7 protein-coding genes are annotated in these 9,646 nt (G+C 42.5%); 2 read left to right on the top strand and 5 right to left on the bottom strand.

Features of this window, described 5'->3' with window-relative positions; genetic code table 11:
• Positions 1-311: 311 nt before the first annotated feature.
• Complete coding sequence (locus KGY70_12240) at positions 312-683, top strand: hypothetical protein (GenBank protein ID MBS3775952.1); 372 nt, start codon at positions 312-314, stop codon at positions 681-683.
• Positions 684-835: 152 nt separating this feature from the next.
• Here KGY70_12240 and KGY70_12235 read toward each other — a convergent pair whose 3' ends face one another.
• The gene (locus tag KGY70_12235; protein ID MBS3775951.1) at positions 836-1,609 is read right to left on the bottom strand and encodes a hypothetical protein; all 774 of its coding nucleotides are present in this window, start codon (positions 1,607-1,609) and stop codon (positions 836-838) included.
• 788 nt (positions 1,610-2,397) lie between these two features.
• Between KGY70_12235 and KGY70_12230 the strand changes: the two genes are divergently transcribed.
• The gene (locus KGY70_12230) at positions 2,398-3,486 is read left to right on the top strand and encodes a MerR family DNA-binding transcriptional regulator (GenBank protein MBS3775950.1); all 1,089 of its coding nucleotides are present in this window, start codon (positions 2,398-2,400) and stop codon (positions 3,484-3,486) included.
• On the opposite strand, the gene KGY70_12225 is transcribed toward KGY70_12230, so the two are convergent.
• The 4 genes from KGY70_12225 to KGY70_12210 form a co-directional block, all read right to left on the bottom strand.
• On the bottom strand, positions 3,475-4,365 hold the full coding sequence (locus tag KGY70_12225; GenBank protein ID MBS3775949.1) for a hypothetical protein: 891 nt from the start codon (positions 4,363-4,365) through the stop codon (positions 3,475-3,477). The two genes, KGY70_12230 and KGY70_12225, sit on opposite strands and share 12 nt — an antisense overlap.
• Before the next feature lie 165 nt (positions 4,366-4,530).
• Positions 4,531-6,075: a RagB/SusD family nutrient uptake outer membrane protein gene (locus KGY70_12220; GenBank protein MBS3775948.1), complete on the bottom strand. Its 1,545-nt coding sequence runs from the start codon at positions 6,073-6,075 to the stop codon at positions 4,531-4,533.
• A gap of 45 nt (positions 6,076-6,120) precedes the next feature.
• Positions 6,121-9,174 (bottom strand): SusC/RagA family TonB-linked outer membrane protein, encoded by a 3,054-nt coding sequence (locus KGY70_12215; protein ID MBS3775947.1) that lies wholly within the window; start codon positions 9,172-9,174, stop codon positions 6,121-6,123.
• Between the two features lie 58 nt (positions 9,175-9,232).
• Positions 9,233-9,646, bottom strand: a 414-nt coding sequence (locus KGY70_12210; protein MBS3775946.1) for a hypothetical protein, incomplete at its 5' end; no start/stop codon positions are given.

The following is a 9,646-nucleotide window of genomic DNA, read 5'->3' as shown; positions in this document are numbered from 1 at the left end:
TGAAAGATAGGAAATAACCATCGTCCGGGGGTTCTGTCTTTCATTGAAATCATTGTTTTTCATGATGTTTTGGTTTTAATGGTGACTAAATATCATCAATATTCAGAATATAATCAAGTAAATCCGGTGGAAACTTTGACAAAAAAATGTTCGACACATAATATGTTTGACGGGAGTTTGACAAAATACGTTTGACAAAGAGTTTGACAAAAGAGTTTGATAAAGTGTTTGACAGGAGTTTGACAAAGCGTTTGACAGGAGTTTGACGGGAGTTTGACAGGAGTTTGTCCCAAACTAACTTAATGCACTTAATGAATGATATTACTATCATTGCAGGTTTGGCTGATACCATTGCAGGTTTGACAACTATGGTTGCAGGTCTGACAACTACCATTGCAGATTTGACCACTATGGTTGCAGATTTGACCACTACGGTTGCAGATTTAATATATATTATTGCATATCTAGTCTCCACCATTGCTGGTTTGTCAATTATCATTGCAGATTCTTTTAATATATTTGCCTATATTAATATTATCATTGCAGGTCTGGAAGTTATTATTGCATCATTTTTTGCTATCATTGCAGGTCTACACGCTATCATTGCGGATATGTATGCTATCATTGCGGATGGGTTGACTATATTTGCCACTTGGTATCTTTTCTTCGTATGGGCCTTATAAACTGCCAGAAGGGTTGCCTTTAACTGACCGTACATTTTTGGAGTGAGACCTTAATAGGGAGTGGATAACACATTATAAATAAAAAAATGGAGTGTTTAAGAAAAAGTTTGCTAAACACCCCATTGATTGGGATAGCCGGAATTAAATACACATCATGTTTCGTCCATAGAATCTTCCAATTCCTCAGGTTCTTCAGACACCTGATTGTCATCGGATACATAACGGTGACTTCTGAGATATTCACTGGTATAAAGCCTCAGGCGCTCTTCATCTTTCCAGAAAAGATATTTACCACAATCTCTTACCTCATCTACACCTTTTTTCAGAAAAGTGTAGGCTTTATCCCGGATAACCCTGGCTTCATCATCGCTCCAACGCACTCCGTTAACGATATTCAACAATTCACTCATTTCATCTGACAATCTTGCTGCCTGATCCAGCAGTTCCATATTGAAATTAATGGCTTTGAGCGGCTCAGGATTGTTTCGGCCCATGGTGGCCAGATCATTCATGTCCTGAATCAAATCAGCGTATCCATAATCTTTGGCGATGTATGAAATCTGATTGATCAGATCGGCATCTTTCCGATAAGCATAACGAAATGCGTGGACCAGGTTACTATGGAGATCAGAAGCGGTTATCGCAAGCTTGCTCCATTTTTGTTCAGCTTCCTTTTGCTTATTTCGCCTGTCAATCCAGTTCGACTGTGCCTGTCGGCAGGCTCCAACACGCTTGGCAAGATCGATAATTAATTCTTCCGATATTCCGGCATCGACAAGCTTTTCCATATCTTTTAAGGCTTGCAGCCGCGTACCTTCTGCCTCCAGCATATAATGATCCAGAGGCATATAAGGTGTTTGTACTTCTTCATCAGGAATTTGCATGATCTCATCAAGCTTTTCCTGAAAATCTGTTAAGTTGCTCATATACTCATAATTTAAATGATTATTAAAAGCTGTTAAATACTTTAAACATCCGGCATATCCCTTACATGCGATAAAAATATGATCTTTTTTAATACAAGCCAAATTTTTTAGGGGTTGAATTTCAATTTTTTTTGTTGTAACTTACGGGATTTTTCGGATAGCTGCAAATCACCGGAAAAGCTTATTGGATAAAGGATAGAGGGAGTTTCTCGGGTTGATTGTTTTTTAAGCCAGGGAAAACGAAGGCACGAGGGTGCGATAGAACTATGGGGCGATAGCACGATAGAAGGGTAGAACGAAAAAACGAAGAAATGAGAAGATAAGAAGAGGGGATGAATGGTTTAAAAGCATCACTTATAACCAGGATTCTCACCCGTGCCTACCAATATTTCATCCCGCAAGCCGGAATCCGTGTTGTATAATGGATTTTCAAAGGTACCGGGTATTAATTGGGCAGATTCAAATTTTTTCGGCCACAACAAGCATTTCAAAATTTTCCTCATCGGTTTCCATTATCACACTCTCCTGCAGTGCCCTGTACGAAATCTTCCTTGTCGTATTGGTTGGCATAATTCTTAAAGAGCAATTCATACCGTGGTTTTTTATTCATGATCTTGTTGGGGTTTGTTCCTGCAAAGGTATAAAAAGACCTGGTTAAAGAAGGCCATGTATTACCAGGTGTAGGGAAAGACATGAATATATCCGGGATCACCAATTTTTTTTCGAATTTATTTGTTCATAGAAAAAATTTATAATGAATAATCCTTAATTTTGTGTAAGGTTGTATAATGTTTGATCAAGTTAATTTCATGGAAAAATATCTCTCAATTAGTGAAGTAGCCGAAACACTTGGTGTAAGCAGAGAAACACTCCGAAGATGGGACAAAGACGGAAAATTTAAAAGCATCCGTCATCCCATCAACAACTACCGGGTATACCCGGAAAGTCAGGTTGAAGCATTGGCAGAAGAGCTGCAACTGGAACTGGAATATGGGAAAAAACGGGTTAAAAGGAAAAAACCCTTTTTCCATACTGAAACCGGAGAACTTTATCAGCTTGATGTCAAGGACTTTTTCAGGATGCTGGATGACAATTCAGTGGATCTTATTTTTGCCGATCCGCCCTACAATATCAAAAAGGCACAATGGGACACGTTTTCTTCCCAGAAAGAGTATGTGGAATGGAGTCTGAACTGGATCAGGCAGGCCTACCGGGTTTTAAAAAGCAACGGTTCTCTTTATATATGCGGGTTCTCTGAGATCCTGGCAGACCTAAAGTGGGCAGCATCACCCCTTTTCAAGGGTTGTAAGTGGCTGGTATGGTATTACAGAAACAAGGCCAACCTGGGCAATGACTGGGGCAGATCACACGAAAGCATCCTGCATTTCAGAAAAAGCAAAAAATTTATTTTCAACATCGATGAGGCCCGTATTCCATATAACAGGCATACCACAAAATATCCAAGAAGAACCCAGGCAGAAACCTCGCAATACGCCAAAGGTAACAAAAAGAAAAAGTATGTCTGGGAACCCCATCCCAAGGGGGCCAAACCGAAAGATGTTTTTGAGATACCCACCATTTCCAATGGTGCCTGGGAAAAGTATCCGCATAGTACCCAGAAGCCTGTTGAATTGCTGAGAAAAATCATTCTATCCTCTTCCAATGATGATAGTTTAATAGTAGATCCTTTCGGCGGATCAGGAACCACTTACGCTGTAGCGGAAGCGTATGGAAGAAAATGGCTGGGTAATGAGATCAGCGGCGAATATTGTGAGATCATCCGGGAAAGACTACAGGACAGGGATCACATCAAACGCATAGCCACCTCTAAAGACGAAATGGAATCTCAGAAAAGACGGGATCAGTTACGTGGCTAGCATCTTCCATATATCCTCCAGTAGCAACCTGGAAAACTGATACATATTGTGTTTATGGGCTGCTTTATAGGCATTCGGAGGAGGATCCATATAATAAACCCCGTCAAGTTCCGTCAAAAATCTGGAATATACCATAAACAGACCTGATACCAATGTGTAGCTGATGTTATTCTCACCCTTTCGCTGAACATCATTCTGAAATATACCTATTACTTTCTGGGGGTGACCGAGAAAGTTCTCCAGCAAAATCTTATCCATGAACATCTTGCCCATCCTGTCCTTTGAAGTGGTTTTGGCAGAAACAACAATCTCATTTTCGTCCAGCAAATGCTCAGTAGACCTTACTTTTTCATAAGGTGAAAGGATCAGGTCATTCTCACACCGGTATATGGCCTCCCCTTCTTCGGTTTCATAGGGGATTTTAAGGACAATTCTTTTATTGGTGATGCCTGTCTCCGTAAAAAGAGTTCTCATCAGCTCTTCAAAGCGATTTCCGACATGTTTTCTGGCACTGTTGGGGTTCACCAGTAAATCCAGTCCACATCCCATCAATTGCTGAATGGAATAGAGCGTTCGGTCAACTATAAAAAAATCTTCCTGGTTAAAATCCAGCTTGCGCTTCTTCAACCGGCTGATGATCCTCCTGAACTGCTCAAAATGGTTTCTGAATGAATCTTCTTCAAACAGTATCAATTCCCGATTAATCGGCCGCAGATATTTGACATTATCAGCAATAACGGAATTGTGGATAATGTATTTGCCTTTGATTTCAGAATCGCTCAATACATTGGTAAGGTGATTCAATACTCTTATAGAAAGATTGGCGAAGTCTTCAAGATTGTCTTTCGGGGTTTGCAGATCCTGATCCAGTGGAAGCATAAGGAAGTTTTTATGCGAATATAAAGAATAATTCAGAATTTATATCTACAGCAATTCTTATTGATTGCAAACCATTCTGCCTTTTAAACACTCCTGTAAAAAATCCCGGCTTCGGGGTTGCCGGAGCCGGGATTAAGGTAGACTGTATAATTTTAAACGCCTTTACTAGTAACCCGGGTTCTGTTCCAGGTTCGGGTTGGCGTTGATCTGCTGTTCAGGAATTGGGAAAAGACGAACATATTCCTCATTGACCACCTTTTTCTGAATGTTTTTAACATCTGAATCTTCGTAGAAAGGTTTGATAAATTCACCGAAACGGATCAGATCGTTACGTCTCCAACCTTCAGTGGCCAGTTCATGGCCTCGTTCGGCCAGCAGGGTATCTAAGGTCAATTCATTCATACTGAGTGGATCTACACCTGCTCTATTTCGAACTCTATTAACTAATGAAAGAGCTTCGCCTGTAGGTTCTCCGCCATTCTGCCGCATCAGTGCTTCTGCTTTCATCAGCAGCACATCGGCATAGCGGAAAATGGGTAGATCACCCTGCACGCATGCATCTCTATAATTGGTATAATCGAATTTTCCTATTCTTACACCTTCATTTTCATAAGCATTTTCAAGATTGCCCACTTCATTTACAAATACCAAAGGACCATCTACTCTTTCAACACCATAAAGGGTATCACCGGCTACACTGGTTTGAAGCCCTTCTATCCACATGTCCTGCCGAACATCATTTTCTTCATATGAATCATAAAATGAGGGAACTGCGCAGAATCCGTTCCACGGACCTCCCTCGAATCCTGGGAAACTCTTATTATTCTCATAATGGAGGGTAGCATATGCTATCATATATTTCCACCCTGTTCTTTTCGGATCGGTTGGAATGACCCAGATGTTCTCCGATGAATTTTCATTATCGGTGGCAAAATTGGCAAAATAATTATCTTCAAGGGCAAATTCTCCTGATTCGATTACCTGGTCACATGCATCAATAGCTTTCTGCCATTGAGCCTCGCCATCAAGTTGAATCGGATCACCCGTGTATACCTTTGAGTTCAGGTAAAGTTTGGCCAGCAACGTATAACCGGCCCACTTGGTCATCCTGCCATATGTTTGTGTGCTCACCTCTTCGGGCAAGTCTGGAACAGCTTCCTCCAATTCGCTTACTACAAAATTATACACTTCTTCTCTAGACTGGTTATCAGGGGCATATCCTTCTGGTACATCATGTTTCTTAACAATAGGAACATTGCCATAGAACTCTAATGCCCAGAAGTAATAATACGCCCGTAAAGCGCGAAGCTCTTTTAACAGATCCAATACCGTCTGACTTGGATCTTCCAATTGATCAATCTGAAACTGAATGCGGTTACAGGTACTGATTCCACCGTAGGCATAAGTCCAGGGCCCATTTGCTTCGGACAAATTCCAATCATGCCAGTGGGATCTGAGGTGCGTACCTCCATCGTACCAATGTCTCCCTCTTGTAGGGATCATACAGATATCAGATTGTCTTAATATATCCCAATCGGCTCCGGGATAATTTAAAGAACTATATGCCGGACCAATCGCAGCAAGAACCTGACGTTCATTTTGAAAGAATTGATCATTCGTCAGTTCACTGGCGGGCTCCTGTTCCAGCTCTGTACAGGAACCTAGCAGGAATATCCCGCCTAATATCATAATCATTAATTTATGTCTCATAACAATTTTATTTATCGATTTACAATAGAATCAAACTTCAAATAATTAAAAACTGGCTTCTATACCGATCGTCCATGTTCTCACACTTGGATAGTCCCAGCGACCGCTCATTCCGGGAGTCAGGCCCCCAATGGATACCTCAGGATCGTTCACTGTTGACTGGGTAAAGGTGAAAGCATTTCTCACGGAGAAATACAGCCTCATGCTTTTAACTGCCTGGTTATTTTCAAATGGAAAATTATAGCCCAGTGTAATGTTGTCGATTTTCACCCAATCGCCGTTTTCCAGATAATAGTCGGAATACTTGGGTTCCTCCCACAGTTTTTCGTTATAATCCGCCAGAATATTCCTGGGCAATAGTCTCATGTTTTCATAATACAGCCGTTTGGCATTGAGTATTTCGTGGCCGAACTGACCTCTGGTCATAACAGAGAGCTGCCAGTTTTTATATCTGACTGTAGTATTGAGATTGGCATAATAGTCCGGGATGCCGTTACCAATAATGGTTTTATCATCGGCATCAATATCTCCGTCGCCATCCAGGTCTTTAAACTGCCATTCTCCCTCTTCACTGATGCCTTCAAATATCCAGCCATGGAAATTGCCCATATCCATGCCTTCGCCATAGCGATGCGTCCATGTTTGAACACCCGGGGCGCTCAGCCAGCCAGCATTCTGCCAATCAAGACTGTATCTTTCATTGGAAAGAGTAACCAGTTCCTGCGTCCGATAGTTTATGTTGAAATTCAGGTTCCATTGCAGGTCTTCCTGCTGTACCGGTGTAGTATTGAATGAAAATTCAATCCCTTCGTTTTTCATGGTACCCACATTGGCAAAGGTGGTTCCATATAGGTTTGGCGGAACGGGCACATCGTAATCGTGCAGGAGGTCTTCGGTCCTTCGGTTGTAATAATCAATGGTTCCGCCTAAACGGCCGCCGAGAACCTCCCAGTCAAGGCCCACATCGTATTCTTCCTTGGTCTCCCACTTCAGGTTCGGGTTCGGGTTACTAATCGGATTATAGGATCGGGTAAACTCTCCGTCATAATAAAAATATCCGCCGGGTGACAGTCGTACCAATGGTATATAAGGATCAATATCCTGGTTACCGGTTTTTCCGTATCCTGCTCTCAGCTTCAGGAAGTCCAGCCAATCCAAACCTTCAGCAAAAGGTTCATTGGTAATGGTCCAACCTGCCGAAACTGCGGGGAAAGTACCCCATTTATTTTCTTCACCGAATTTGGAGGAACCTTCCCGCCTGAAGCTGGCCGATACAAAATATTTGTCGTTCCAGTCGTAAATACCGCGGGCAAAGAAACCTACCAGCTTACTCTCGTTCTTCCAGCTATCCATGTTGGCGCGTCCTTCATCAAGATATTCACCTGCACCAAGATTATGATACATGAACTCATCACTGATGAAATTGGTGTTGTCGGCCCAAAAACCATCAGCAACAAATTTCTGATAGGAATATCCACCGATAAAATTAAAACTGTGGTTACCAATGTCCTTATCCCAGTCTATGGTAGATTCAAGGGTGCGCGTTACATCCCGGTTTGAATTTCTTGAGGCATGTCCATAATTATCATTCTGTTGTTGGTCGTATGAATAACTGGGTTGATAGTATCCGTCCATGCCCCTTTCTACATCATAACCAATCTGGGTTTTGAAGGTCCAGGCATTGGTAGGCATGAATTGACCCGTGACACGGGTATAATAACGGCTTCTTCCGTCTAAATCGGTTCTTTGGGTTAATACACCCAAGGGATTTTGATAATTCCAGCCCTCGGCCTGAAATAGATCATTGTCAGGATTTCCATCCTCGTAAACCGGGGCAGTTGGATTGTATCCCATAGCCTGACGATAAGCTTCATTATCCGATGGCTTGGCTTTATTTTCAAAAGCTCCGATTTGGGCTTTAAACATCAGCATATCATCAAGCGCACGCTGAGTCAGATTAAGATTGACTTTATATTCTTCCCGTCCGGTATTAACAAACATACCGTCATGATTCATATAAGATCCGGATAGCCGGTAATCTGAGTCCTCTCCTCCGCCACGGATAGCCAGTGTATGGTTATGGTTTACCGGCATATCCCGCTGTACTGCATCAAACCAGTCCGTATCGTATCCACGGTCAATCAGGGCCCTGCCCTGATCAGCAAAATCTCCTCCCCGATCTATGAGATCCTGTTTTAGCTGGAGGTATCCTTCGGCATCCAGCATCTGGGTTTGCCTTAGAACCGTTTCGGTAAACGTTTTTCCGGAATAGGTCACGTGGAAATCCTGTTCTTTTCCTTCCTGGCCGGTTTTGGTCTGTACCAGAATCACACCGTTCGTACCGCGGGTACCGTACATGGCCGCCGCCGAAGCATCCTTCAGTACGTCGATGGATTTGATGTCTTCCGGATTCAGGGCATTCAGGCTACCGCCCGGCACACCGTCAACAACAATCAGGGGTGACTGTCCGGCGCTCACACTGGAAGTACCACGCAGGCGAATCTCAAACTGCTGGTTGGGGTCGCCTCCGCCGGTACGGGTAATGGTCAGACCGGCTACTTTACCCTGCAGTACCCTGGTCAGGTCGGTTGAAGCGGCCGGGTCGATGTTCATATCCTCAGCGCTAACCGAAGCTACTGAACTGGTAACCTCTTCGCGCTGCACTTCGCCGTATCCGATGGCAACAACCTCTTCCATCCTTACAGCGCCCTGCTGCATGGTAATATTGATCTCTTCCCTGCCATCCACCTGGATGGTTTGTTCCTGGTATCCCACGAAAGAAAATACCAGCGTGGCATCGGAAGGTACTTCAATGGAGTAGTTGCCCTCCATATCGGTTGTGGTACCGGTAGTAGTACCCTCTACTACAATATTTACGCCTGGCAGCGGATTGCCTTCACTGTCGGTAACCGTTCCTTCCACGGTTACTTGCTGCTGCCCGGCAGCTTCTTCAGACATTTCCGGCGCATTGTTATTGTCGGCCAATGCCTGATTGCCAAATATCATCAAACCACATATGAAAATGCCAACCACAAGTTGCATCTTCATTAATGGTGACCATCGTTCTAGACTTTTTCTAAAATTTTCGGGTTTTTTCATAATTCTTAATCTTTTAAAATTTACACTTCTTTAAAAATAAACCAATACAGAAGACCATTCATCTTGTCGTCTTCTGCAAGTAGTGATTCCACTTTCGGTTTTCAAAACCATTTGTTTCAATCTCAATCATTTTTTTTGTTACATAGGCGTTGGGTTTTTTAGGGTTTTGAGATTTTAGCATTTCCTCAATATATTCATTAATCGGTATGGACTTGATATCCAATGTTCTCAAAGCAAAAAAAGCATGAATCTTCTTTCCTGAGATTTCATGCTTTCCTGAATTGATAAGGAAAACGCCTTCTTTCAAATTCGGAAGCATACTATTGGCTAACGCTTCGGAGCCTCCAATCACAAGTGTAATAAACGTCAGTAAATTGTACACACCCCGTTTAATTATAGCGGTTCCCGAAGTTAATATATCGCTGAAAATAAATTTATCCCTGTTTCGTTTGCTTGTTGAAATTTTCCTCTC

The sequence above is a fragment of the Bacteroidales bacterium genome, assembly GCA_018334875.1.
GTDB lineage: Bacteria > Bacteroidota > Bacteroidia > Bacteroidales > UBA12077 > JAGXLC01.
Note: the sequence above shows the minus strand (reverse complement) of the source record. Positions and strands in the feature narration are given on the sequence as shown.